Source organism: Kitasatospora brasiliensis (assembly GCF_032654805.1).
Taxonomy (GTDB): Bacteria; Actinomycetota; Actinomycetes; order Streptomycetales; family Streptomycetaceae; genus Kitasatospora; species Kitasatospora brasiliensis.
The window spans coordinates 1,272,881-1,293,181 of sequence record NZ_JAUOOW010000001.1 but is presented as its reverse complement, the minus strand read 5'-3'; the positions used below and the strand labels follow the sequence as shown (position 1 = coordinate 1,293,181).

Annotated in this window: 26 protein-coding genes, 1 other RNA gene and 2 pseudogenes; 16 read left to right on the top strand and 13 right to left on the bottom strand. The window is 71.2% G+C overall.

What is annotated here, in order from left to right:
* Positions 1 to 133: 133 nt before the first annotated feature.
* The 3 genes from QWJ13_RS05825 to QWJ13_RS05815 are packed head-to-tail and all read left to right on the top strand — an operon-like array spanning position 134 to position 2,875.
* The gene (locus QWJ13_RS05825; protein WP_316520947.1) at positions 134 to 970 is read left to right on the top strand and encodes a Nif3-like dinuclear metal center hexameric protein; all 837 of its coding nucleotides are present in this window, start codon (positions 134 to 136) and stop codon (positions 968 to 970) included.
* 23 nt (positions 971 to 993) lie between these two features.
* Positions 994 to 1,737 carry a zinc ribbon domain-containing protein gene (locus QWJ13_RS05820; protein ID WP_316520946.1) on the top strand — a complete coding sequence of 248 codons (744 nt, stop codon included), beginning with the start codon at positions 994 to 996 and terminating at the stop codon, positions 1,735 to 1,737.
* Between the two features lie 4 nt (positions 1,738 to 1,741).
* Positions 1,742 to 2,875: a bifunctional RNase H/acid phosphatase gene (locus QWJ13_RS05815; protein WP_316520945.1), complete on the top strand. Its 1,134-nt coding sequence runs from the start codon at positions 1,742 to 1,744 to the stop codon at positions 2,873 to 2,875.
* 17 nt (positions 2,876 to 2,892) lie between these two features.
* Here QWJ13_RS05815 and yaaA read toward each other — a convergent pair whose 3' ends face one another.
* Complete coding sequence (gene yaaA, locus QWJ13_RS05810; protein ID WP_316520944.1) at positions 2,893 to 3,678, bottom strand: peroxide stress protein YaaA; 786 nt, start codon at positions 3,676 to 3,678, stop codon at positions 2,893 to 2,895.
* 335 nt (positions 3,679 to 4,013) lie between these two features.
* Here yaaA and QWJ13_RS05805 point away from each other — a divergent pair, with 335 nt between their 5' ends.
* Together QWJ13_RS05805 and rnpB are read left to right on the top strand one after the other, a co-directional pair.
* Entirely contained in the window at positions 4,014 to 5,498 is a 1,485-nt protein-coding gene (locus tag QWJ13_RS05805; RefSeq protein ID WP_316520943.1) for an MFS transporter, read from the top strand.
* Positions 5,499 to 5,511: 13 nt separating this feature from the next.
* Positions 5,512 to 5,909: RNase P RNA component class A (rnpB, locus tag QWJ13_RS05800), an RNA gene on the top strand.
* A 166-nt stretch (positions 5,910 to 6,075) separates the two neighbouring features.
* Here rnpB and QWJ13_RS05795 read toward each other — a convergent pair.
* From QWJ13_RS05795 to QWJ13_RS05785, 3 genes are read right to left on the bottom strand one after another with little or no spacing between them, the layout of a single operon-like run.
* Positions 6,076 to 6,927, bottom strand: coding sequence for a helix-turn-helix domain-containing protein (locus QWJ13_RS05795; RefSeq protein WP_316520942.1), 852 nt, complete (start codon positions 6,925 to 6,927; stop codon positions 6,076 to 6,078).
* A gap of 4 nt (positions 6,928 to 6,931) precedes the next feature.
* Entirely contained in the window at positions 6,932 to 7,432 is a 501-nt protein-coding gene (locus QWJ13_RS05790) for a DUF6879 family protein (RefSeq protein ID WP_316520941.1), read from the bottom strand.
* Positions 7,401 to 7,679, bottom strand: a complete 279-nt coding sequence (locus QWJ13_RS05785) for a hypothetical protein (RefSeq protein WP_316520940.1) — start codon at positions 7,677 to 7,679, stop codon at positions 7,401 to 7,403. Before QWJ13_RS05785 ends, QWJ13_RS05790 begins: the two co-directional genes overlap by 32 nt.
* A 572-nt stretch (positions 7,680 to 8,251) precedes the next feature.
* On the opposite strand from QWJ13_RS05785, the gene QWJ13_RS05780 reads away from it, so the two are divergent.
* Positions 8,252 to 9,715 (top strand): ASCH domain-containing protein, encoded by a 1,464-nt coding sequence (locus QWJ13_RS05780; RefSeq protein ID WP_316520939.1) that lies wholly within the window; start codon positions 8,252 to 8,254, stop codon positions 9,713 to 9,715.
* Positions 9,708 to 9,920: pseudogene (locus tag QWJ13_RS05775) on the top strand (arsenate reductase/protein-tyrosine-phosphatase family protein); the annotation flags it as partial. The gene QWJ13_RS05780 and the pseudogene QWJ13_RS05775, both read left to right, overlap by 8 nt.
* 242 nt (positions 9,921 to 10,162) lie before the next feature.
* On the opposite strand, the gene QWJ13_RS05770 reads toward QWJ13_RS05775, so the two are convergent.
* Positions 10,163 to 10,603, bottom strand: a complete 441-nt coding sequence (locus QWJ13_RS05770; RefSeq protein ID WP_316521742.1) for a hypothetical protein — start codon at positions 10,601 to 10,603, stop codon at positions 10,163 to 10,165.
* A 303-nt stretch (positions 10,604 to 10,906) separates the two neighbouring features.
* On the opposite strand from QWJ13_RS05770, the pseudogene QWJ13_RS34320 reads away from it, so the two are divergent.
* The 3 genes and pseudogenes from QWJ13_RS34320 to QWJ13_RS05760 all read left to right on the top strand — a co-directional run.
* A pseudogene (locus tag QWJ13_RS34320) lies at positions 10,907 to 11,170 on the top strand (Gfo/Idh/MocA family protein); the annotation flags it as partial.
* A 37-nt stretch (positions 11,171 to 11,207) separates the two neighbouring features.
* Complete coding sequence (locus QWJ13_RS05765) at positions 11,208 to 11,816, top strand: Gfo/Idh/MocA family protein (RefSeq protein WP_316521700.1); 609 nt, start codon at positions 11,208 to 11,210, stop codon at positions 11,814 to 11,816.
* A complete protein-coding gene (locus QWJ13_RS05760) occupies positions 11,698 to 12,288 on the top strand; it encodes an aminotransferase class I/II-fold pyridoxal phosphate-dependent enzyme (RefSeq protein ID WP_316520938.1) in 591 nt (196 codons plus the stop codon). The genes QWJ13_RS05765 and QWJ13_RS05760 overlap by 119 nt, the downstream gene beginning before the upstream one ends.
* Here QWJ13_RS05760 and QWJ13_RS05755 read toward each other — a convergent pair.
* The 4 genes from QWJ13_RS05755 to QWJ13_RS05740 all read right to left on the bottom strand — a co-directional run bounded on the left by QWJ13_RS05755 (position 12,233) and on the right by QWJ13_RS05740 (position 13,463).
* Complete coding sequence (locus QWJ13_RS05755; protein WP_316520937.1) at positions 12,233 to 12,490, bottom strand: Prokaryotic metallothionein; 258 nt, start codon at positions 12,488 to 12,490, stop codon at positions 12,233 to 12,235. The two genes, QWJ13_RS05760 and QWJ13_RS05755, sit on opposite strands and share 56 nt — an antisense overlap.
* A gap of 96 nt (positions 12,491 to 12,586) precedes the next feature.
* A complete protein-coding gene (locus QWJ13_RS05750; RefSeq protein WP_316520936.1) occupies positions 12,587 to 12,985 on the bottom strand; it encodes an ACT domain-containing protein in 399 nt (132 codons plus the stop codon).
* 28 nt (positions 12,986 to 13,013) lie between these two features.
* Entirely contained in the window at positions 13,014 to 13,211 is a 198-nt protein-coding gene (locus tag QWJ13_RS05745; protein WP_316520935.1) for a hypothetical protein, read from the bottom strand.
* Positions 13,212 to 13,244: 33 nt separating this feature from the next.
* The gene (locus QWJ13_RS05740) at positions 13,245 to 13,463 is read right to left on the bottom strand and encodes a DUF8847 domain-containing protein (RefSeq protein WP_316520934.1); all 219 of its coding nucleotides are present in this window, start codon (positions 13,461 to 13,463) and stop codon (positions 13,245 to 13,247) included.
* A gap of 397 nt (positions 13,464 to 13,860) precedes the next feature.
* Here QWJ13_RS05740 and QWJ13_RS05735 point away from each other — a divergent pair, with 397 nt between their 5' ends.
* Positions 13,861 to 14,556, top strand: a complete 696-nt coding sequence (locus tag QWJ13_RS05735) for a bifunctional DNA primase/polymerase (protein ID WP_316520933.1) — start codon at positions 13,861 to 13,863, stop codon at positions 14,554 to 14,556.
* Between the two features lie 36 nt (positions 14,557 to 14,592).
* On the opposite strand, the gene map is transcribed toward QWJ13_RS05735, so the two are convergent.
* The gene (gene map, locus QWJ13_RS05730) at positions 14,593 to 15,438 is read right to left on the bottom strand and encodes a type I methionyl aminopeptidase (protein ID WP_316520932.1); all 846 of its coding nucleotides are present in this window, start codon (positions 15,436 to 15,438) and stop codon (positions 14,593 to 14,595) included.
* A gap of 104 nt (positions 15,439 to 15,542) precedes the next feature.
* Between map and QWJ13_RS05725 the strand changes: the two genes are divergently transcribed.
* Genes QWJ13_RS05725 through QWJ13_RS05715 form a run of 3 tightly spaced genes read left to right on the top strand, consistent with a single transcriptional unit; the run spans position 15,543 to position 16,344 of the window.
* Positions 15,543 to 15,770, top strand: coding sequence for a hypothetical protein (locus QWJ13_RS05725; protein ID WP_316520931.1), 228 nt, complete (start codon positions 15,543 to 15,545; stop codon positions 15,768 to 15,770).
* Positions 15,771 to 15,818: 48 nt separating this feature from the next.
* A complete protein-coding gene (locus QWJ13_RS05720; RefSeq protein ID WP_316520930.1) occupies positions 15,819 to 16,088 on the top strand; it encodes a type II toxin-antitoxin system Phd/YefM family antitoxin in 270 nt (89 codons plus the stop codon).
* Positions 16,081 to 16,344, top strand: coding sequence for a type II toxin-antitoxin system RelE family toxin (locus QWJ13_RS05715; RefSeq protein ID WP_316520929.1), 264 nt, complete (start codon positions 16,081 to 16,083; stop codon positions 16,342 to 16,344). The genes QWJ13_RS05720 and QWJ13_RS05715 overlap by 8 nt, the downstream gene beginning before the upstream one ends.
* A 34-nt stretch (positions 16,345 to 16,378) precedes the next feature.
* Here the strand turns inward: QWJ13_RS05715 and QWJ13_RS05710 are convergent, their stop codons facing one another.
* Positions 16,379 to 17,716, bottom strand: a complete 1,338-nt coding sequence (locus QWJ13_RS05710) for an MFS transporter (protein ID WP_316520928.1) — start codon at positions 17,714 to 17,716, stop codon at positions 16,379 to 16,381.
* Positions 17,717 to 17,795: 79 nt separating this feature from the next.
* Positions 17,796 to 18,398, bottom strand: a complete 603-nt coding sequence (locus QWJ13_RS05705; protein ID WP_316520927.1) for a hypothetical protein — start codon at positions 18,396 to 18,398, stop codon at positions 17,796 to 17,798.
* Positions 18,399 to 18,445: 47 nt separating this feature from the next.
* On the opposite strand from QWJ13_RS05705, the gene npdG reads away from it, so the two are divergent.
* Both npdG and QWJ13_RS05695 read left to right on the top strand, forming a co-directional pair.
* Complete coding sequence (gene npdG / locus QWJ13_RS05700) at positions 18,446 to 19,138, top strand: NADPH-dependent F420 reductase (RefSeq protein ID WP_316520926.1); 693 nt, start codon at positions 18,446 to 18,448, stop codon at positions 19,136 to 19,138.
* Positions 19,139 to 19,251: 113 nt separating this feature from the next.
* The gene (locus QWJ13_RS05695) at positions 19,252 to 19,443 is read left to right on the top strand and encodes a hypothetical protein (protein WP_316520925.1); all 192 of its coding nucleotides are present in this window, start codon (positions 19,252 to 19,254) and stop codon (positions 19,441 to 19,443) included.
* Between the two features lie 33 nt (positions 19,444 to 19,476).
* Here QWJ13_RS05695 and QWJ13_RS05690 read toward each other — a convergent pair whose 3' ends face one another.
* On the bottom strand, positions 19,477 to 20,292 hold the full coding sequence (locus QWJ13_RS05690) for a site-2 protease family protein (protein WP_316520924.1): 816 nt from the start codon (positions 20,290 to 20,292) through the stop codon (positions 19,477 to 19,479).
* Between the last annotated feature and the right edge of the window lie 9 nt (positions 20,293 to 20,301).

The following is a 20,301-nucleotide window of genomic DNA, read 5'->3' as shown; positions in this document are numbered from 1 at the left end:
GCACCTGTACGTCCGCGACACCCGCGTCCGAACGGTGTCCCGACCACGTCCGAGCGGCGGCCGACGGAGATCACCGGCCGCCCGCCGAACGGCCGAGGCCCGACCGCCCCCGTGCGCACGGTAGTCTCGACAGGTGCCGAAACTGTCCGACGTCATCACCGCGCTCGAAGAGGTCTACCCGCCGCAGTGGGCGGAGTCCTGGGACGCCGTCGGCCTGGTCTGCGGAGACCCTCAGGCCGAGGTCAACCGCGTGCTGTTCGCCGTCGACCCCGTCCAGGCGGTCGTCGACGAGGCCGTGGAGTGGGGCGCCGACCTCGTGGTCACCCACCACCCCCTCTACCTGCGCGGCACCACCAGCGTCGCCGCCACCGGCTTCAAGGGCCGGGTGGTGCACACGCTGATCACCAACGGCATCGCCCTGCACGTCGCCCACACCAACGCCGACCACGCCGACCCGGGCGTCTCGGACGCGCTCGCCGAGGCGGTCGGCCTGCGGGTCACCGGCCCGCTGGTACCGGACCCCACCGACCCGCGGGGCCGCCGCGGCACCGGCCGGATCGGCCTGCTGGAGCCCCCGCTGACCCTCGCGGCCTTCGCCGCGCAGGTGGCGAAGGGCCTGCCCGCCACCGCCGCCGGCGTCCGCGTCTCCGGCGACCCGGACCGGCCGATCAGCCGGGTCGCGGTGTGCGGCGGCTCGGGCGACAGCTTCTTCGCCGACGTCCGGGCGGCCGGCGTGGACGCCTACCTGACCGCCGACCTGCGCCACCACCCGGCCTCCGAGGCCACCGAGGCGGCGCCCGTCGCGCTGCTCGACGCCGCCCACTGGGCCACCGAGTGGCCCTGGCTCACCCTGGCCGAGCGGGCCCTGCTGGCCGCCGCCGACCAGCGCGGCTGGGCCGTGGAGACCAAGGTCTCCCACCGGGTCACCGACCCGTGGACCGCGCACGCCCCCATGTCCTTCACCGCCTGACCCGATTCACAGGAGCTCTCCGCTTGAACGCCGCGCCCGCCGACCAGATCCGCCTGCTCGACCTCCAGGCCATCGACTCGAAGCTCGACCAGCTGGCCCACCGGCGCCGGAGCCTGCCCGAGCACGCCGAGATCGACAAGGCCACCGCCGACCACACCGCGCTCAAGGACCTCGTCGTCGCCGCCGAGGCCCAGAAGAGCGACACCGCCCGCGAGCTGACCAAGGCCGAGCAGGACGTCGAGCAGGTCCGCACCCGTGCCGACCGCAACCAGCAGCGCCTGGACTCCGGCGCGATCACCTCGCCGAAGGACCTGGAGAACCTCCAGCACGAGATCGGCTCGCTGGCCAAGCGCCAGGCCGACCTGGAAGAGGTCGTGCTGGAGATCATGGAGCGCCAGGAGAGCGCCACCACCCGGGTCGAGGAGCTGTCCGCCCGCCTGGAGCACTCCACCGTCGTGCTCAAGGAGGCCGAGGGCCGCCGCGACGCCTCCTTCGCCGAGATCGACGCCGAGGCCGACAAGGTCAAGCGCGACCGCGAGGCCGTCGCCGCCGTCATCCCGGCCGACCTGCTGAAGGTCTACACCAAGCTGCGCGAGACCCAGGGCGGCGTCGGCGCGGCCCGCCTCTACCAGCGCCGCTGCGAGGGCTGCCGCACCGAGTTCTCGATCACCGAGCTGAACGCCATCAAGGCCGAGCCGGCCGACAAGGTCGTCCGTTGCGAGAACTGCTCGCGGATCCTGGTCCGCACCGCCGACTCGGGCGCCTGAGCCGGTGGCGGCGCGCTTCATCGTCGAAGCCGACGGCGGGTCCCGGGGCAACCCGGGGCCGGCCGGCTACGGCGCGGTGGTCCGCGACGGGGACACCGGGCAGATCATCGCCGAGGCCGCCGAGTTCATCGGCCACGCCACCAACAACGTGGCCGAGTACAAGGGTCTGATCGCCGGACTGAAGACGGCCCGCGAGCTGGACCCGGACGCCTCGGTGGACGTCCGGATGGACTCCAAGCTGGTCGTCGAGCAGATGTCCGGGCGCTGGAAGATCAAGCACCCCGACATGCAGCCGCTCGCCGCCGAGGCGCGCGCCGTCTTCCCGCGCGGCCGGGTCGAGTACACCTGGATCCCGCGCGAGCGGAACAAGGACGCCGACCGGCTGGCCAACGAGGCGATGGACGCGGGCAAGGCCGGGCGCCAGTGGGAGCCCCGCGCTTGCGCCCCCGCCCCCGAGGAACCGCCGCTGGAGACCGCCGCCCCCAAGGCCGGCTGGGCCGCCCCCGCCGACCTCGGCACCCCCACCACCTTCGTCCTGCTGCGCCACGGCGAGACCCCGCTCACCCCGGAGAAGCGCTTCTCCGGCAGCGGCGGCAGCGACCCCGAGCTCTCCGACAAGGGCCGCTGGCAGGCCGAACGGGCCGCCGAGGCGCTCGCCGCGCGCGGCAGCGTCCAGGCCGTCGTCGCCTCCCCGATGCGCCGCACCCGGCAGACCGCGGAGACCGTCGCCGCCCGGCTCGGCCTGGAGGTCCGCTACGAGGACGGGCTGCGCGAGGTCGACTTCGGCGCCTGGGAGGGCCTGACCTTCGCCGAGGTGCGGGAGCGCCACCCGGAGGACCTGACCGCCTGGCTCGGCTCCGCCAAGGCCAAGCCGACCGGTGGCGGCGAGAGCTTCACCACGCTGACCCACCGGGCCGGCGTCGCCCGGGACAAGATCCTCGCCCGGTACGCGGGCAAGACCGTGCTGGTGGTCTCGCACGTCAGCCCGATCAAGACCCTGGTCCGGCTGGCGCTCGGCGCCCCGCCGGACTCGATGTACCGGATGGAGCTGTCCGCCGCCTCGATCTGCGCCGTCCAGTACTACGCGGACGGCAACGCCTCGCTGCGGCTGCTCAACGACACCTCGCACCTGCGCTGACCCGCGCGGGCGCGGGGTCAGTGCACCTCGGTGACCACCACGTCCAGCTGCCACGGCTTGCGCGCGGTGCCCTCCGCCGCCGGCTCGACCCGGTGGCCCAGCTCCAGCAGCGTGTCCATCAGCTCGCCGGGGGTCTTCGGCTCGGCCCCGGCGACCAGCAGGTCCCGGACGATCCGGCCCTTGGTCGCCTTGTTGAAGTGGCTGACCACGCTGCGCTTGCCGTTGCGCTCCTGGAGCACCCGGACGGTCGCGGTCCGGGAGGCCACCTCGCCGACCGGCTTCCAGGCCGCCGCGTACGCGGAGCTGCGCAGGTCCAGCACCAGCCCGTCCGCGACCTCCGGCAGCACGGGCGCCATCGCGCTCCGCCAGTACGCCCCGAGCGCCCCCACCTCGGGGAGCTTCACGCCCATCGAGCAGCGGTAGGACGGGATCCGGTCGGAGATCCGTACGGCGCCCCAGAGTCCGGAGAAGACCAGCAGCGCACGCTCGGCCCGGTCGTACGCGGCGGCGTCCAGGGTGGCCAGGCCGAGGTTGTCGAACAGCACCCCGGTGTACACCTCGCCCGCCGGGCGCGCGCCCGCCGTCGGCAGCCCGGCGTTCTTGGCGATCTCGCCGCGCAGCCCGGGGGAGAGGCCGAGCACCTCGGCGGCGGTGTCCTCGTCGCCCCGGCACAGGCCCACCAGCGCGTCCAGCACCGCGCCGCGCGCCGCCGTCAGTCCGGGCAGCGACAGCCGGTCCAGCGCCAGCGGCGCGCCCTCCCCGGACCCGGCCTTGCCCTCGGACGGCGGCAACAGCACCAGCACAGCGGAACTCCTCAACAGTCGGCGGCGGACGGACCCCGCTCGGACGAACCCCGCCACCCTACTGCGGCCGCTCCGGCTCCCGGCGCCACGCACAGGGGCGAGTAGTACCGGACGTTCCGCCGCCGGAGCCGCTCCGAGTGCTCGCTCACCCGCCCGAACACCCCCGGCCCGGCCGCCACCACGGCCCGGCCGCCTTCGCCGCGTCACCCACCGCCCGACTCCCTCCACACCCGCCCGTCCCCTCCCCCCGTACGAGCCCTTACGCCCACCCCGGCCGGCCACCCGGACGGTCCGTTCAAGCCTCCTGGACCGCGTGGGGGTGGGAGGATCGGGGCGTGCCCGATGCCCCGTCGTCCCTTCCCGGACCGCGCCGCCGACTGCTCATCCTGGCGATCTGCTGCCTGAGCCTGTTCATCGTCGGCCTCGACAACACCGTGGTGAACGTCGCCCTGCCGGTGATCCAGCGGGACCTGGACGCCCCGGCGTCCGGGCTCCAGTGGATCATCGACGCCTACACCCTGGTGCTGGCCTCGCTGCTGATGCTGTTCGGCTCGGTGGCCGACCGCTTCGGCCGCCGCCGGGTGTTCCTGACCGGCCTGGCCTGCTTCGCGCTCGGCTCGCTGCTGTGCAGCCTGGCGCCGAGCCTGGGATGGCTGGTGGTGTTCCGGGCGCTCCAGGCGGTGGGCGGCTCGATGCTCAACCCGGTGGCGATGTCGATCATCACCAACACCTTCACCGACCCGAAGGAACGGGCCCGGGCGATCGGCGTCTGGGGCGGCGTGGTCGGCCTCTCGATGGCGCTCGGCCCGCTGCTCGGCGGCTTCCTGGTGGACGGCGCCGGCTGGCCGTCGATCTTCCTGATCAACGTCCCCGTGGCGATCGCCGCCATAGTGCTGACCGTCCGCTACGTCCCGGAGTCCCGCGCGCCCCGGTCGCGCCGACTGGACCCGGTGGGGCAGCTGCTGATGATCGTGCTGCTCGGCTGCGGCACCGCCGCGATCATCGAGGGCCCCGGCAACGGCTGGACCTCCCCGCTGATCCTCGCCCTGGCCGCGACCGCGGTGGCCGCCCTGATCGCCTTCCCGCTCTGGGAGCGGCGGGTGGCCGAACCGCTGGTGGACCCGCGGTTCTTCGCCAGCGCGCCGTTCACCGGCGCCGCCGCCACCGCCGTCTGCGCCTTCGCCGCGCTCGGCGGCTTCCTCTTCCTGAGCACCCTCTACCTCCAGGACGTCCGGCACTACAGCCCGGTGCGGGCCGGCCTGTGGACGCTGCCGATGGCCGGGATGATGCTGGTCTGCGCGCCGCTGTCCGGGCGGATCGTCGGCAGCCGGGGCCCGCGCGTGCCGCTGGTGGCGGCCGGCCTCGGCATCGCCGCGAGCGGGGTGCTGCTCACCCGGCTCGCCGCCGACTCCCCGCCGGCGCTGCTGCTGGCCGCGTACGCGCTGTTCGGCTTCGGCTTCGGCATGGTCAACGCGCCGATCACCAACACCGCCGTCTCCGGCATGCCGCGCGCCCAGGCGGGGGTGGCGGCCGCGGTGGCCTCGACCAGCCGTCAGGTCGGCCAGTCGCTGGGCGTGGCGGTGATCGGTACGGTCGTCACCTCGGCCGTGGTCGGCCCGGTCGCGACCGGCTTCGCCCCGGCCAGCCACGCCGGCTGGTGGATCCTGGTCGGCCTCGGCGGCGCCGTCCTGCTCCTGGGCCTGGCCACCACCACCGCCTGGGCGAGCGCCACGGCCGCCCGGGTGGCCGCCCGGTTCGGCGCCGAGGTGCCGGCCGCCCGGTCCGGTGTACGGGAGGCCCCGCCCGAGCGGCTACCATGACCACTACGGCGGAAGAGCCGGCCGGGCGGTCGCGACGGGTCCCAGACCCGCCGAGGAACGTCCGGGCTCCACAGAGCAGGGTGGTGGGTAACGCCCACCCGGGGTGACCCGCGGGACAGTGCCACAGAAAACAGACCGCCCACCGCTTGACGTGGTGGGTAAGGGTGAAACGGTGGTGTAAGAGACCACCAGCGACCGGGGTGACCCGGCCGGCTAGGTAAACCCCACCTGGAGCAAGGTCAAGATCGGTGCCCTCGGGCACCGTGCGCGAGTGTTCGAGGGCTGCTCGCCCGAGCTCGCGGGTAGACCGCACGAGGCTGTCGGCAACGGCAGCCCTAGATGGATGACCGTCTCCCCGGGCCGCGCAAGCAACCCGGGTGACAGAACCCGGCGTATAGGTCGACTCTTCCGTCGCCTAGCTTGAGGGAGGCCCCCTGACCTGCAAAACAGCAGGTCAGGGGGCCTCCCTCTTTTGGTCACCCCGGGTTGTCAATCCAGGGTGGTTCTGCCCATTTGGGGCCGTTTCTCGGCGCTCTGTGGCGATGGTGTGGCGGCGTCGTCGGCTGATCACCGCTCCTCAGGCCCCTTGAAGGCGGCCACGGGCCGCTTCGATCTCGCTCCGGGCCGCAGCGCCGAACACGGCCTGGTCCCGCAGGGCGGCGAACACGCGGACGAAGTACGAGATGTTCTCGGGCCTGGCCGTCTGGAACGCCCCTGACCAGAACTCTTGCTTGAGCAAGCTCTCATCGAACAGGTAGAAGCCCTCACCGGGGTAGAGCGACCGTGGCCGACCTTGCGGGATGATCCCGATGGACACGTACGGGAGCCTGGACACTTCCAGGAGGTGATCAAGTTGCTCGTTCATCACCTCAGCGCCACCCGTATTGTTAGTTAGCGCCGAGGCTTCCAGGAGAAACGAGAATATCGGTGCCCCGGTACCGAGGAACCGTTTCCGGGCCATGCGGTTCTGTGCCGCTTCCTCCACGTCATCCAACGGCAGGCCGTGCAGCTTGGCATGGATGGTGAACTGTGCCTTGGCGTACTCGACCGTCTGTAGAAAGCCGGGGACGAACAGCGACTCGTACACCCGGAGCAGCTTGGTCTTCGCGTACAAGTCCATGGCTTGGAACTGGAGACGCTTCATCCCCGGTCGGTGCCACCGCTTGTAGTCGGTCCACATCTGCTCGATCTCACGACTCATCGCGATGAGCTCGGGAGTCTGTCCCTCGACAGCACAGGCCGTGGCCCATCTTCGGATGTCTTCCTCGGTGGGGATTTGCGTCCCGTGCTCGATCTTCGACACCTTGGTCTTGTGCCAACCGCAGCGCTGTGCGAGTTCGACACCCGAGAGATGGGCATCCCGGCGGAGTTCCTTGAGCTGAGTCCCGAAAGCGCGCCTTGCGGACTCGGATGGTTCCTGGTCAGACATGTCGCTACGGCTTGTACTCACCATTGGGGACGCCGAGCGACCAAGCCCGCTCGAACGTCTCGTTACAGAACCGGATCACGTCCGGATCGGTTGAGAGCTGGATGTCGGTCTGCTGGTTGTCTCCCCCGATGAGGTTGAAGACCACCAGGTCATCCCGGATCAGGCAGTCGTTCCCCGGCAAGGGCAGCGCCGACACGAGACGGCGGGGAAGCCACCGAAGACGTTCCGTGGGGTCGGCCAGCTCGACCGCCATCCGCTGGTAGTCCGAGAGGGGCTCGGAGACGACCCGGACACGCCGGTACGGGAAGCCGGCAGCGGCCTTCCCGGTCAGGAACGCCCGATGCCCGCGCATCGTCTCCTCGACCGTCCCACGGTCAACTGAGCGCCATGCCTCGAACAACGGTCGGTCCACCTCGTAGAAGTCCCGCAGCTCAAGCTTCCGGACCTCTTGGGCGGGCTCTCCGAACAGCAGCTCAATTCGGCGTGCCGCCGAGATCAATTCCATAACGCTCCCTGACGTACTTCCGAACGAACACATCCATGGTCCGCCCGGACATCTCCCCGAACGTCTCGTCATCGGCAAGGGCGACGAGCTGGTCTCGAACTTTCGGCCCGCGCCTCTTGAGTTGCACGATCCATGAGTCACGGTCGGTCTCATAGAACGTCTCGCACTCGACGCCGCCCTGAGAGTTGGGGTCCGTGCAGAAGAAAGTAGCGGTCAAGTCATCGCCATCGCTGCTGTGTTGCCGCATGTTGCTCCCCCCGCGATCCGGCCGCATGTCACCTCCGACCTTCGCCCCACGACCACTCCCAGGTCAAGCGTTCGACGGCACAGAAGCTCCCTCAGGCGGGTTCCAGCAACTATGAGCAACTTCGTTGAGTGCCACTGGCCGAGGTTCGTACGGTCTACCCCACACGCCCCCACGCGTCGGCGAAGGAGGAGCCGGGCATGCCCGCTGCCGTAAAGTCCGCTGGTTCACAACGGAGTAGGGAACGGGCCAGCCCGCAGAAGATGGCCGCGATCCTGAACGAGTACCGGGTGGCGCAGTCGGAGTCCCGGCCGGTGCGGTACTCGTTGCCGCCGGGGTGCGGGTGCCCCGGGTGTCGCACCGGGAGCGCCGGTGAGTGACGAGGTCGCCCTTCCCGCGCCGACCGAAGAGGGAGAGTCCTCGACGCCCGCCGAGCCGCCCGACGCCCCGGAAGCGCCGGACCCCGTGAGCACCGCTGTGGAGCGGTTCAGGGCCCTGCATGCCGAGCGCATGCGCCACCGACACCAGCACTGAGCCGGCCGTCAACCGGTTCATGAGCAGAGCGGAGGCACCACTTGAACACCATCGACCTTCTCAGGTCACCGAACACCGTGCTGGCCAACGCCGTTGACGATGCCCTGGACGTGCTCCGTCCCCGCTTGCTGGAGGCCGGGACGGAGCGGATCGAGTTCACTGTGGGGACGCAGCTCAACGGGCGTCCGCACATCGGCACGCACCTGGTACAGAGCCTGTCGTTCCTGGTCGCCGAGCGGGCCCGCGATGAGTTCGGGGTCGATACGGCCGTGGACTTCGTGGCGCTGGACAACGCTCCGGCGGAGACCATCACCGATGGCGGCCGGATGTACCAGCTCACCTACCACCGCCAGCTTGGTGACCACGGCATCCGTGCCCTGGTGGCCGAGTACTACGCCCCTCTCCTGGACGCGATGACCAGCCGCACGGGCGTGGAGTACCGGGTCGGCACCTACACGGAGCAGCAGGCGGGCCCGGAGTTCCGGGCCGAGTTCCTGCGCACGCTGGAGTTCCTGGACCAGATCCGGTTCTGGCTGGCTCCGGCCAGCGGGACGGCGCACATCCGGTTGCCGTGTCCGGTGTGCGGGTGGGCCCAGAAGTACGCCGACCACACGCGACTGTTGGAGTTGGACGACTCCGGGGCACTGTTCGAAGCGATGTGCCACGAGCACGGCCGCTACGAAGCCGACATCACGCCGTTCGGCGGCGGGTACCTGGACCTCTCCACCCTGTACCGCAACGTGGTCAAGGAACGCTCCTACCGCCCCGACGACGGCACGTTGCACGTGATGGTGAAGGGCGGCGACTGGGCGTACGGCTGCCAACTGGTGGATGGCGCCCACGTCGCGATCGGGGCGCCGGCCGCTCCCGTGCCGCTGCGCGTCTTCACCCCCCAGATCCTCGGCAACGACGGCGGAAAGCTCTCCAAGAGCCTCCTGCGCGCCTCTGCCGACGCCGGAGACGCGACGGAAGGCAGCACCGCGGAATGGCTGCTCGACCCGGCCGCCTGGCCCGGCACACAAGCGGACTACGTCGAAGCGCTCACGGGCGCTGGTGAGCTCATGCTCAGCAGCCCGAGGCACTTCTTCCGGTCCTACACCACAACCGCATTGGAAGCCCTGATGACCACCCGCCAGCCTGCCAGGAACCAATCCCAGGCGCATGGCCGTCCCCGCAACATCCAGATCTACAAGCAGTACTTCGACCTGATCGCCGACGGCTCCAAGACCGTCGAAGTCCGGGTCGCCTACGCCTCGATGAAGCGGATCAGGGTCGGGGACCTGCTCAACTTCACCTGCCGTGGTGAGGAGTGCCTGACCAAGGTGACCCGCATCGGCACCTACAGGACCTTCAAGGAGATGTTCGGCACCGAGGACGTGAAGGCGGTCAACCCGCACGCGACCGAAGCCGAGCAGTTGCGGGCGATCCACGCGATCTTCCCGCCGGAGAAGGAAGCCCTCGGCGTGATCACGTTCGAGATCGAGCGAGTGAACCCCGGTGAGTAGGCGCAGGCGGGTCCTGGTGGTCTGCAAGGGGAACCACTGCCGTTCCCCGATCGCAGCCCTGATCATCGCGGAGCGGTCCGGGGGCGCACTGGACGTGCGCTCGGCGGGCACCCGTGACTGGCACGTGGGCAAGCCTGCGCACCCGCTGATGATCGAGGCCGCTTCCGCCTTCGGCTACGACCTGACCGGCCACCGGGGCCGGTTCCTGGACGAGCGGCTGCTCAGGTGGGCTGACGACCTGGTCGCGGTCGACGACGAAACGGCGCTCGCGGGCGAATCCTCGGTTCGGGCATCACCGACCCGTGGGGCGGCGGTCCCGAGGACTTCGCAGCTGCCGTCCTGGAGATCCATGAAGCCACGGCCCTGTTCTACGCGTACAGGCCGACTCTTCCGTCGCCTAGCTGAGGGAAGGCCCCTGATCTGCAACTTCGCAGATCAGGGGCCTTGTCATGTCTCGAAGATCTGTAATTGCTTGCTGACTCTTCGTGCCTGCTGCAGCCTGTTTCCGGGTGTGCGGTGGCGATCGTGTGGCGGTGAGAACGGTCGCGCCTCCCCGAGCAGCGCGTGCGGTCGACCGGTGAGCTGGCGATGCAGCGTCTCGGTGCGGGATCGGATCAGGCCCTCACGGTAGGCGGCCGGCAGCCGCTCCCACACCCCGGGCGCCATCTCGGCCGCACCGGTCGGGTCGCCGTCGACGCGCAGGCACTTGGCGGTGTCCACTGCCGGCAGGGCGCGCGCCGTTACCGACGGAGAGTCCGTGAGCGCCAGGGCCTCCTCCTGTGCCTGGTAGGCGCTGCCCGTGTCACCCACCAGCATGTATGCCTGCGACAGGTGCATGTGATGCTTCTGTTCGGGGTAGCCGAACCAGGTGTCAGCCGCCTCCTGCAAGTGACTTCCTGCTGGGCCGCCAGTCCTCCGCCTGGGGCTATCCGCGGGCCAGTTGGGAGATCAACCTTGGGTGCAACTACACCTGTATTCATTGGGCAAGTCATGTTTCGGGATTGAAGGTGTCGGCTTTGAACCCGTAACGTCAGCTCGCCTTGAGGCGGTCCATGAGGTCGGCGACACCGTCGACCTGACGGTAGGGCTTGAACGCCGGAGCGAGCTCGCGCACCAGGGTGACGCACCGTACGGCGCCGATCCGGGTCGCGAGGTCGAGCGATTGGTTCGTGACGGCGAGGGCCGAGGGCCGAGCTCATCGCGATCTGCGACAGCAACCCCGACACCTTGCGGCAGCGGCAGGAACAGCTCCAGGTCCCGGGATTCACCCGCGCCGGTGAGCTGCTGGACGCCGTGGCCCCGGACTTCGCGGTTGTCGCCGTCCCGCACCACGCCGGCCGCGAGGTCGTCCAGGAGTGCGCCGCCCGGGGCGTCCACGTCCTCAAGGAGAAGCCGTTCGCCACATCCGTGTGGGAGGCCCGGGATCTCGCCCAGATCTGCCAGGACGGGCAGGTCGAGCTGATGGTCACCCCTCCAGCGGCGCTTCAACCCGATCCACGCGAGTGTCGCCGGACTGCTGGACCAGATCGGCGTCCCGTTCCTGATCGATGGCCAGTACACCTTCCACACCGACGACCCCGGCGCCGGCTGGCGCGGGGACATCCGGCAGGCCGGCGGTGGCTGCATCATCGACATGGGCTACCACCTCATCGGCCTGCTGCTGTGGTCCTTCGGCTTGCCCAGCCGGGTCATCGCCGAGTTCTCCACCGCCGCCGTCCCCGGTGGCGGGTACGACGCGGAGGACACGGCCGTCATCCAGCTCGGTTACGACACAGACCTGTACGGCTCGGTGCTGCTGTCCAGGTGGGTGGCCCCGAAGACCGAGCGCCTGCACGTGGTCGGCACCCGCGGCTCGGTGCTGCTGGCCAAGGGCCAGGTCCAGCGGCTCGACCTGCACGGCGCCGTGGTGGAGGAGCTGACCCGACCGCACGCGCCCGCCTCGGCAGCGACCGCGCAGATCGACTACTTCTGCCGGGTCCTGGATGGCGAGCGGCCTAATACCTCCGGCCCGAAGCAGCACCTCGCGCACGCCGCCTTCATCGCCTCCTGCTACCGGTCCAAGGCAGCGGGGCGCTACATCGATCCGAAGGAGATGCTGTGACCAGCACCCTTGCCCTGCTCGGCGGCGAGCCCGCCGTCAATGTTGCGGGCCACACTTCGCCTGGCCGCCGATCGATGACACCACTCGCGCCAAGGTCGCCGCCCAGCTGGAGGAGGCAATCTCCATCCCCGGCCGGTCCGGCATCGTCGCCGAGCTGGAGGACGGCCTGCAGGACTACTTCGGCGTTCGGCACGCGGTCACCACCAGCTCCGGCACCGCTGCCCTGCACGCCACCTACTGGGCCGCGCGGATCAAGCCCGGTGACGAGGTCATCGTCCCGGCCTGGACCTTCCACGCCACCGCCTCCCCACTCTTCCACCTCCGCGCCGTGCCCGTGCTGTGCGAGACCCTCCCGGCGTACAGGCCGACTCTTCCGCCCCCCTTTCCCCTCCGCCGGTCAGGCGGGGTGGGCCGCGCTACGCGGGGTGGGCGCCGACGGCGTCGCGGATCTGTTTGCCGAGTTCGCTGTTGACGCGGGCGCAGTTGGCGCAGCAGAAGAACATGCCCGCCACTTCGACGCCATGGCCGACGATGCGGACGTTGCAGTGCTCGCAGCGCGGGGCGAGCTTCTCCATCGCGCACTCGAAGCTGTCGAAGGTGTAGGTGTCGCCGGTGACCGTCTTGATCTCGAAGGCCAGCCAGTAGTCGTTGCCGCAGGTGACGCAGATGGCCATGACGGCCGTCTCCTTCCGGTGGGGCCGGCGGCCGAGGGTGGCCGCGCGGTCACCTCCAGTCTTGGAGGCTTCAGGGGAGACGGCCACTCGGCGTCGTCAGACAGAGCGCGCGGCGAGCTCCTCCAGGGCCCGGACGGCCCGGTCGGCGTCGTCGGCGGCGACGAACAGGTGGTCGTGGTGGAAACCGGCCACCACGTTGCAGCTGATGCCCTCCTCGGCGAGCCGGCCGGAGACGGCGGCGGTCAGGCCCACGGCCTCCAGGGCCGAGTGGATCCGCAGGGTGATCCAGGCCGCCACGTACTCGTAGCGCAGCCCGAGCGCGTCCGCCTCCTCCTGGGCGACCACCACCGTCACCCCTTCGGGCTCGGCGACGGTGACCACCGGCCGCATGCCGGCGGGCACCCGGGCGGGGAGCGTGCAGTAGACGTACCGCCCCGGGTTGAGCTGCGGGCTCATCCCGCGCAGCAGCGTCGCAAGGTCTCGTTCTGCGGCCATGCCCGCCACCGTAGCGGCTGGGCGGTGCTCACGGGCGGATCGCGAACAGCGCCACGCACACCAGCAGCAGCATCGCCCAGCCGAACCAGAGCCAGGCGTCCGGGCCGATCACCACCGTGTAGACGCAGACCGCCGCGAGCAGCACCGCCGTCACCCCGGCGACCTGCCGGTTGTGGTGGGCGACCGCCCGGGAGTGGCTCCGCCGGTGCCGAACCGTCCTCGCCATGCCGACCTCCGGGGGAGCGGGAGGAGGCGGCCGTCAGCCGGAGGCCGCCTCGTCGTACTCGTAGCGCCAGGACCAGCTCAGGCCCCGAACCTGCTTGCTCCGGACGTACACCAGTGTGCGCGCGGGCACTCCCTCGTGCGCGGGGACCGGCACCTTGTACTTCTTGGGTACGCCGAACATCGGCCCCAGCGGGATGGGGAGGATCCGCCCGTCCAGGGGGCCGCCGACGAATTCGGTGTCCGCGCTCTTCATCCCTCCAGGGTCTCACCTCCGCGGGTGACCCAGGACCGGCCCCGCGGCGCCGGCAGTGTGACCGGAGAGGCACCGCCCCCGGTCATCCGGAGGCCCTCCGCACCCTTATCCTTCCTGTTACGCCCCCGGGGTCCACCCGGGTCAGCGGGCCCCCGTACGGGCCGGGCGAGGCGCGAATCCACGCGCCCTCCGGCCGATTTGGCGCGGACAGCGTGCTGCCGCGACTGCGTACCGTGACCCGGGCGTCGGCCGTCCGGTGACCCCGGGCCGCGGCCGACGGGGCGCGGACGTCAGGGCCGAGCACCCCGGGAAGCAGTCGGGGGTGCCGTGCGTTGCGTCGAGTGGTACGTCGAACGCTGTGTCGCACCAGGCACGGCAGTTGCGCGGAAGGGGCCCGATGGAAGCCGGCAGCAGGTGGACGACCTGGTGGCAGAAGCGTGATCGTCAGCGGGCGGGAGGCGCGGACGATCCGGCCGCCGGACTCGATCAGCTGCTCGGCGCGGTACGCGCCGGATTCCCGCTCGCGCCCGCCGCCCATCCGGCCGGCTACGGGTGCTCCTGCGACCGGGTGGCCTGCCCGGCCCCCGCCCAGCACCCGGTCTCCTTCGCCTGGCAGACCCAGGCCACCACCGACCCGGAGCAGCTCTCCCGCTGGCTCGCCCGCGACCCGGAGGCCAACTTCATCACCGCCACCGGCCGGGTGCACGACGTGCTGGACGTCCCCGCGGAGGCCGGACGGCTGGCGCTGGAGCGGCTGACGGCACGGGGCGTCGAGGGCCCGGTCGCCGCCGTCGGCGAGGACCGCTACCTGTTCTTCACCGCCACCCGCGGCACCCCGCAAGACGAGGACGAGTGGTGGCCGAGCGCGCTCGACTCCACCCCGGACACCATGTCCGAGCACCCCGGTCTGCGCTGGCACTGCCGCGGCTCGTACACCCTGCTGCCGCCGGCCGCGCTGTCGGACGGCGCCAAGGTGCGGTGGCTGCGCGGGCCCGAGCAGCCGCTGCCGGACCCGCTGCGGGTGCTGGACGTGCTCACCGACGCCTGCACCGAGGTGGGCGCCGTCGCCGAGGAGCAGTGGCTGATCGGCTGACGGCGCCCGGGGCAACGCCCTTGTGGTGGCGCGGCGTTACGGCAGGGTGAGGATCTCCGCGCCGTCCGCCGTGACCACCAGAGTGTGCTCGAACTGGGCGGTGCGCTTGCGGTCCTTGGTGACGACGGTCCAGCCGTCCGGCCAGATCTCGTAGTCGTAGGTGCCGAGGGTCAGCATCGGCTCGATGGTGAAGGTCATGCCCGGCTTGATCACCTCGGTGGCCCGCTCGCTGTCGTAGTGCGGGATGATCAGGCCGGAGTGGAACGACGTGTTGATGCCGTGCCCGGTGAAGTCCCGCACCACGCCGTAGCCGAAGCGCTTGGCGTAGGACTCGATGACCCGCCCGATGACGTTGATCTGGCGGCCGGGCTTGACCGCCTTGATCGCCCGGTCGAGGGATTCCCGGGTGCGCTCGACCAGCAGCCGGGACTCCTCGTCCACGTCGCCGACCAGGTAGGTGGCGTTGAGGTCGCCGTGCACCCCGTGGATGTACGCGGTGGCGTCGATGTTGACGATGTCGCCGTCCTGGAGCACGGTCGAGTCCGGGATGCCGTGGCAGATCACCTCGTTGATCGAGGTGCAGACGGACTTGGGGAAGCCCCGGTAGCCGAGGTCGGACGGGTAGGCGCCGTGGTCGCACATGTACGCGTGGGCGACGGCGTCCAGGGCGTCGGTGGTGACGCCGGGGGCGATCAGCTTGGCCGCCTCCTCCATCGCCCGGGCGGCGATCCCGCCGGCGATCCGCATCTTCTCGATCGTCTCGGCGGTCTGCACCTCGGGCCCGGTGTACGGCGTCGGCGCGGGCTTGCCGACGTATTCGGGGCGCGCGATGTGCGCCGGGACCTTGCGGGTGGGGGACTGGGTGCCGGGTACGAGAGCCATGCCGCGAGTCTAGTCGTCACCCCCTACGCCCCCAGGGCGGTGTGCGGCCCGGCCCGGGGCGGGGAATGATCGGTACCGACCCAACCTCGGAACGGGAGAGCGCCATGCCCCTCGGATTCAACCGCAAGCCGACCGGCAAGCCCGGTGAGTGGTTCTACTGCATCAAGCACAACAAGGTCGAAGAGGGCCCGGAGTGCCCCGCGAAGGACCGCCTCGGCCCGTACGCCACCCCCGAGGAGGCCGCCCAGGCCCTGCGGATCGCCGACGAGCGCAACCGGGAGTGGCGCAACGACCCGCGCTGGAGCGACCAGCCCAAGGACGAGACCGAGTAGCCGGGCACGCCCAGGTGTACACCTGGGACATCATGTACGCTTGAGCGCATGACGCAGCCGTTGCCCATAGAGTCGATCCGCGATGTTCGCGCGCACCTGGCCGAGGTCGTTGAGCGGGCCGATCGGGACGACGTACCCACCGTGATCACGCGTCGGGGCAAGGAGGTTGCCGCCGTCGTGTCGATCGATGTCCTGCGCAAGTACCAGGCGTGGGAAGAGCGAGAGATCAACCGGATCATCGACGAGCGCATGGCCGACACCGCGCCGGGCGTTTCCCTGGAGGACGTGATGAGGGAGACGCTGGCCCGCAGTGAGTGAGTACCGCGCTGTCTTCCGGCCGGAGGCTCAGGCCGAACTCCGGAAGATCCCCCGTGACATGGCGCTTCGCATCCTGGTCAAGCTGACCGAGCTGGAGAGCGATCCGCTCGGCTTCAACACCACCGCACTCGTGTCGCAGCCCGACCGTCGGCGCCTGCGGGTGGGTGACCATCGCGTCATCTATACGATCGACAACGGGCAGCTGGTGGTGTGGGCCGTCCACGTCGGCCACCGTTCGACGATCTACGGAACCTGACGCCTCGTCGACGCCGCCCCGGGCGGCGAGGGTGTCAGGTGGCCGGGGCGGCCTCCCGGTCGGCGCGTTCGTGCGTGGCGCGGACGGCGGCGGCGTGGGGGTCGGTGCGGTCGTCGTAGGCGAGGAGCTTGGGGAGGGCGGCGGCGACGGCGAGGACGGCGACGACGCAGGCGGCGCCGCCGGCCCAGACGGCGGCGCGGACGCCGACCAGTCCGGCCATGGTGCCGGCCCGGACCTGGCCGAGCTGGGGGCCGACGGAGTAGCTGAGCAGTTCGACGCCGGCCATCCGGCCGCGCAGCTGGTCCGGGATGGACTGGTTCCACATGGTCGAGCGGGCCAGCCCGCTGATCTCGTCGGCGCCGCCGGCCAGCGCCAGGCCGAGAAGGACCAGCCAGATGTGCTCGGTCAGCCCGGCGAGCGCCATCGACGCGCCCCAGGCGACGGCGGCGACCACCAGCAGCCGCCCGTGGCGGTGGACGCGGGAGGTCCAACCGCTGGTCGCGCCGACCAGCAGGGCGCCGAGGGCGGAGGCCGCGTACATCGGGCCGAGAGCCCAGTCGGCGCCCAACTCCGAGGCCAGGAAGGGGAAGACGGCCACCGGGAAGGCGAACAGCATGGCGCAGGTGTCGATCGCGTAGGTGCCGAGCAGATCCTTGCGGCTCCACGCGTACCGGACACCGGTCAACACCGCCTGGAGGGACGGCCGTTCGGCCCCGGTCGGCGGCGGCACCGCCTTGATCCGGACGAGCATCAGCAGCGAGGCGACGAAGGAGAGCGCGTCCAGCGCGTACGCGGTCTGCACCCCGGCGAAGGCCACCACGACACCGGCCAGCGCCGGGCCGGCCACCGAAGCGGCGTTGTGGTAAAGCGACTTGAGGGCGAACGCCGCCGTCAGGTGCTGATGCGGGACGAGCCGGGGCAGGAGCGAGTCCAGTGCCGGGCGCTGGATGCCGTCGGCGGCCGCGACCAGCGCGGCGACCACGTAGATCGGCCAGAGCAGCGGGTGCGGCAGCAGGGCGTTGAGCAGCAGCAGCCCGGCCAGCAGGCCGAGCGCGGCCTCCGCCCACAGCACCAGCTTCCGGCGGTCCAGGGCGTCGGCGAGGGCGCCGCCCCACAGGCCGAAGACGATCAGCGGGATCAGTTCGACGGCGCCGATCAGGCCGACCGCGAAGGACGACCCGGTGAGCTCCTTGATCTGCATCGGCACGGCGACGAGGGTGAGAAAGCCGCCGAAGCTGGTGACGCAGCCGGAGGTCCACAGGTAGCGGAAGTCGCGGGAGGCGCGCCAGGGGGACAGATCGGGCGTCAGCGAACGCAGCAGCGTCCGGGTGCGGCCGGGCACGGGGGAATGCGGGGGTTCGTCGACGTTCACGAACAATCATCCTCGGACGGTCAACGCCTGTCCCGCAAAGGGTTTTCGACGGCGGGTGGGATACCTGGGACACCCGGGTTCACCAGCGGCTGATCGTCGGCATCGAGGCCAGCCGCCCGGCGAACTCGGTGAACCGGTCCCGGACGGAACGGCGGCCGGCCCGCTGCCCGGCGGCGACGCTGACCAGGTGTTGGGCGAGGTCGAAGGGCTCCTCGGCGGCGGTGCCGACGGCCAGCCGCTCATGGGCGAGGCCGACCAGGTCGCCGAAGGCCGGGCCGCCCCCGTCCAGCGCGAGCACTGTCGCGCCCTGCCGCCGGGCGTCGTGCACCCGCTCCAGCAGCGGCGGGCCGGCCGCCACCGGAGCCACCACCAGCACGGTGGCGCCGCGCCCGGCCTCGGTGAGCCGGGTCAGACCGTGCGTCAGATGGGCCGGGGCGTCGGACGGCGGATGGTGGCGCAACAGGGTCGGCGCCAGCCGGGGGACGTCCGACCAGGCGGCCTCGTCGTCCAGGTGGGCGGCCAGGTGCCACGGCTCGTACGCCTCGGTGCCGACCAGCAGCAGCCCGCTCGCCCCGCGTCGTTCCACCGAGTGGCGCAGTGCCCCGGCGAAGCCGCCGACCGCCTCCAGCCAGCCCGTTCCCACCAGCCGTTCCCGGAGTGCCGAAACTCTCACCGCGTCCATGCGGGCCAGGATGTCCCGCCGGTCCGCGGATTTGGCAAACTCGGCCCATGACTTCCCTCGATTCAGTGACGAACCCCGCCCACGAGGTACCGGACGTCTCGCAGTTGGTGGTCGGTGTCCTCGGCGGCACCGGCGACCAGGGGCGGGGCCTGGCCCTGCGGCTGGCCAAGTCCGGCCAGCAGGTGATCATCGGCTCCCGCGACGCGGCCCGGGCCGAGGCCTCGGCGGCCGAGCTGGGCCTCGGCGTGCGCGGCGCCGACAACGCCGCCGTCGCCCGGCAGAGCGACGTGGTGATCATCGCGGTCCCGTGGGACGGCCACGCCGCCACGCTGACCGCGCTGCGCGAGGAACTCGCCGGCAAGATCGTCGTGGACTGCGTCAACCCGCTGGGCTTCGACAAGCAGGGCGCGTACGCGCTGAAGCCGGAGGAGGGCAGCGCCGCCGAGCAGGCCGCAGTGCTGCTGCCGGACTCCCGGGTCACCGCCGCCTTCCACCACCTCTCGGCGGTGCTGCTCCAGGACGAGTCGGTGGAGAGCATCGACACCGACGTCATGGTGCTCGGCGACGACCGGGAGGCCACCGACATCGTGCGGGGCCTGGCCGGGCGGATCCCCGGGATGCGCGGCGTCTACGCGGGCCGGCTGCGCAACGCCCACCAGGTGGAGGCGCTGGTGGCCAACCTGATCTCGGTCAACCGCCGCTACAAGGCCCACGCGGGCCTGCGGATCACCGACGTCTGAGCCCCAGCCGTCGTGTCGACCTCACCCCTGGACAGCCTCCGGAGGTGAGGTCGGCGACAATGGGTCCCGGCCGCAACCCGGCCGTCCGTACCCGGTCCGAGGAGTCCGCCGCCATGCCCCGCACGTCCCTGCTCGCCCTGATCGTCGTCGTCCTCGCGCTGGTCGCCGCCGTCTTCTCGCTGACCCAGGGCCTCTGGGTGGGCCTGATCTGGCTGCCGCTGGCCGGTGTGGCCAGCAACGTGCTGTGGATGAACCGCCGCCGGGCGAAGATCGCCGAGGCCGTCGCGGCCGCCCAGCAGGACTGACCGGCTCGGCAGGACCGACCGGCCGAGACCGGGCTAGTTCGTCCAGAACCTGAACAGCTCGTGGCCGATCTGGCCGTACAGCCGGTCGACGCCGATCAGCTCCATCACGCCGTACACGGCGTCGAAGAACAGCGCGTTCACCTGGGGCTGCCAGAGCAGCGCGAACACCGCGAGCATCCCGTACGGCGCGAACGGCTCGACCGCCCGCCGGGTCTTGTACGACAGCCAGGGCTCGACGATCCCGTAGCCGTCCAGGCCCGGCACCGGCAGCAGGTTCAGCAGGGTCGCGCTCAGCTCCAGCATGCCGAGGAAGCCCAACGCCAGGGCGAGCGGCGAGACCTGGAGCTCGTAGCCGTTCCAGGACGTGGTCACCTGGGAGTCGTCCAGCCAGCCCGTGGCGACCGGGAGCAGGAGCAGCACCGCGCCGACCAGGTTGACCAGCGGCCCGGCCGCCGAGACCAGGCTGTGCTTGAGCCGCCCCTGGATGCGGTGGCGCTCGATCCAGACCGCGCCGCCGGGCAGGCCGATGCCGCCGAGCAGCACGAACACGATCGGCAGCACGAAGCTGAGCAGCGCGTTGGTGTACTTCAGCGGGTTGAGCGTGAGGTAGCCCTTGGCGCCGACGGAGATGTCGCCGCCGTGCAGCGCGGTGCGCGCGTGGGCGTACTCGTGGAGGCAGAGCGAGACCATCCAGCCCGTCACCACGAAGAGGAAGATCCCGAACCGCGTGTTGCCGTAGCCGGAGTACAGCGCCCAGCCGGAGGTGCCGAGGACGGCGAGGAGCACCCAGAACACCGGGCTGATCCGGCGGTCCTCGCTGCGGGAGCGCGGCGTGGCGGCGAAGGTCATGGCGGGCTA

What these genes read in the sequence shown, in the direction of transcription:
- QWJ13_RS05755 (WP_316520937.1), bottom strand. Translation starts at nt 12,490, where the DNA reads ATGGCCATCTGCGTCACCTGCGGCAACGACTACTGGCTGGCCTTCGAG.
- QWJ13_RS05705 (WP_316520927.1), bottom strand. Translation starts at nt 18,398, where the DNA reads ATGGACGCGGTGAGAGTTTCGGCACTCCGGGAACGGCTGGTGGGAACG.
- QWJ13_RS05720 (WP_316520930.1), top strand. Translation starts at nt 15,819, where the DNA reads ATGACGCAGCCGTTGCCCATAGAGTCGATCCGCGATGTTCGCGCGCAC.
- map (WP_316520932.1), bottom strand. Translation starts at nt 15,438, where the DNA reads ATGGCTCTCGTACCCGGCACCCAGTCCCCCACCCGCAAGGTCCCGGCG.
- QWJ13_RS05695 (WP_316520925.1), top strand. Translation starts at nt 19,252, where the DNA reads ATGCCCCGCACGTCCCTGCTCGCCCTGATCGTCGTCGTCCTCGCGCTG.
- QWJ13_RS05790 (WP_316520941.1), bottom strand. Translation starts at nt 7,432, where the DNA reads ATGGAATTGATCTCGGCGGCACGCCGAATTGAGCTGCTGTTCGGAGAG.
- npdG (WP_316520926.1), top strand. Translation starts at nt 18,446, where the DNA reads ATGACTTCCCTCGATTCAGTGACGAACCCCGCCCACGAGGTACCGGAC.
- QWJ13_RS05725 (WP_316520931.1), top strand. Translation starts at nt 15,543, where the DNA reads ATGCCCCTCGGATTCAACCGCAAGCCGACCGGCAAGCCCGGTGAGTGG.
- QWJ13_RS05745 (WP_316520935.1), bottom strand. Translation starts at nt 13,211, where the DNA reads ATGGCGAGGACGGTTCGGCACCGGCGGAGCCACTCCCGGGCGGTCGCC.
- QWJ13_RS05690 (WP_316520924.1), bottom strand. Translation starts at nt 20,292, where the DNA reads ATGACCTTCGCCGCCACGCCGCGCTCCCGCAGCGAGGACCGCCGGATC.
- QWJ13_RS05740 (WP_316520934.1), bottom strand. Translation starts at nt 13,463, where the DNA reads ATGAAGAGCGCGGACACCGAATTCGTCGGCGGCCCCCTGGACGGGCGG.
- QWJ13_RS05795 (WP_316520942.1), bottom strand. Translation starts at nt 6,927, where the DNA reads ATGTCTGACCAGGAACCATCCGAGTCCGCAAGGCGCGCTTTCGGGACT.
- QWJ13_RS05760 (WP_316520938.1), top strand. Translation starts at nt 11,698, where the DNA reads ATGGCGAGCGGCCTAATACCTCCGGCCCGAAGCAGCACCTCGCGCACG.
- QWJ13_RS05785 (WP_316520940.1), bottom strand. Translation starts at nt 7,679, where the DNA reads ATGCGGCAACACAGCAGCGATGGCGATGACTTGACCGCTACTTTCTTC.
- QWJ13_RS05750 (WP_316520936.1), bottom strand. Translation starts at nt 12,985, where the DNA reads ATGGCCGCAGAACGAGACCTTGCGACGCTGCTGCGCGGGATGAGCCCG.
- QWJ13_RS05735 (WP_316520933.1), top strand. Translation starts at nt 13,861, where the DNA reads ATGGAAGCCGGCAGCAGGTGGACGACCTGGTGGCAGAAGCGTGATCGT.